Annotated in this window: 1 protein-coding gene; it reads right to left on the bottom strand. The window is 62.6% G+C overall.

Annotated elements, in window-relative coordinates:
- Window positions 1-317: 317 nt before the first annotated feature.
- Window positions 318-1,404 (bottom strand): IS110 family RNA-guided transposase (locus tag B5V02_RS30175; RefSeq protein WP_111547685.1); only part of this gene is annotated, 1,087 nt, incomplete at its 5' end.

Here is a 1,404-nt window from a genome sequence, read left to right as displayed (position 1 = left end):
TGTTTGATCCCAGGCTCACATGACGATGCTGAGGTCAAGAGGTGTGTTAGGGCGGCATCGTGGTTGCTCCCAATTTGGCGGCGGAATCCAGAGCTGGGCCCGATTGCGTGACACGGCTCGGTCAATCGAGCCTAGTCAAACTCACATACGGTCGCCGCTTGGGGCGGCTGCACCAATATCCCGCTTGCGGCGGCAGGGGCCCAGAAGGCGAGACCCGTCTTTGATACGGCATTCCAGCCAGCTGGGATCTCGGTTCGCCTCCTGGATCCGCCGAGGCTGATCAGGCCTCGAGGGATGAGTGTATCGGTGTGATCTCGTCAGACAGCCTTCATGACGGCACCTTCGATGACGACGCCCGCGGTCACGTATTTCCACAGCGCCACGAGCAGCTTCCTTGCAAGGGCGACGATGGTTGTCTTTTTGAGGCGCCCCTGATTGCGCATCACGCGTTCGTGGAACCAGCGGGTAAGCGCTGAACTCGGTTGATTGCGCAGCCACAGCCAGGCCAACTCGATCATCGTCGTTCGCAGCCGGGGGTTGCCGGCCTTCGAGACGCCTTGCTCGTGCTGGACCGATCCGCTCTGCCAAGGCGTCGGCGCGAGCCCGGCATAGGCGGCGACCTGCCGGCGATTATCGAAGTGCCGGAACAGCCCTTCCGCGTAGAGGATGGCGGCACACTCGGGGCCGATACCCTTGAGATCGAGCAATGTCGCTGCTGGAGTTTCGGCGACTTCGATTGCCAGCAGAGCGTCGCGCTCGGCCTGCACCTCTTTGATCTGGGCTATCACCAGTTCGAGTCGGTCGAGCTCGCGACGGATTTGCCCCTTCAGATGTTCAGGCAGTGCGCGGCCGTCGCCGGTCCTCAATTCCTCAAGCCGATGTCGCCGGTCACGTCGCAGCGGCTCGTAGCCGGTGATGCCCTGAGCAAACAGCAGGCCCTTGATCCGGTTGACATGGCAGGTCCGCTCACCAACCAGAACCTTGCGTTCACGGCCGATGCGCCGATGGTCCTCCTCCTTGACGCTCGGTACCCTAACTATCGCGCACACGCGCGGCTCGCCTCGTTTGTAGGCGAGCAGCGCACGCACCAACGCCTCACCATCGATCTTGTCGGTCTTGGCACGACGCCGCCGGCGCGACGTGGCAATGGAGGCGGCGTCGACGACATGGCTTTCGATCCCCTCGGCCTCCAGGATTCGATGGATCCAGAAGCCGTCGAGACCCGCCTCCTGAATGACCACAAGCGCAAAGTGCCGGCCGGTGCGCGCCTGTGCCTTGTCCTGAAGCTGGGCAAAGCGTGCCAGCAGTCCCGTGATATCGCCGCCGCGTACCGCATGTTTCGATATCTTCTCCCCACTGCCCGGCGACAGCGAAGTGATCAACCAGGTCGACTTACTGAGTTCC

It is taken from the genome of Mesorhizobium kowhaii, assembly GCF_003253745.1.
Taxonomy (GTDB): Bacteria; Pseudomonadota; Alphaproteobacteria; order Rhizobiales; family Rhizobiaceae; genus Mesorhizobium; species Mesorhizobium kowhaii.
The sequence above is the reverse complement of the archived record's forward strand: the minus strand, read 5'-3'. Positions and strand labels throughout refer to the sequence as shown.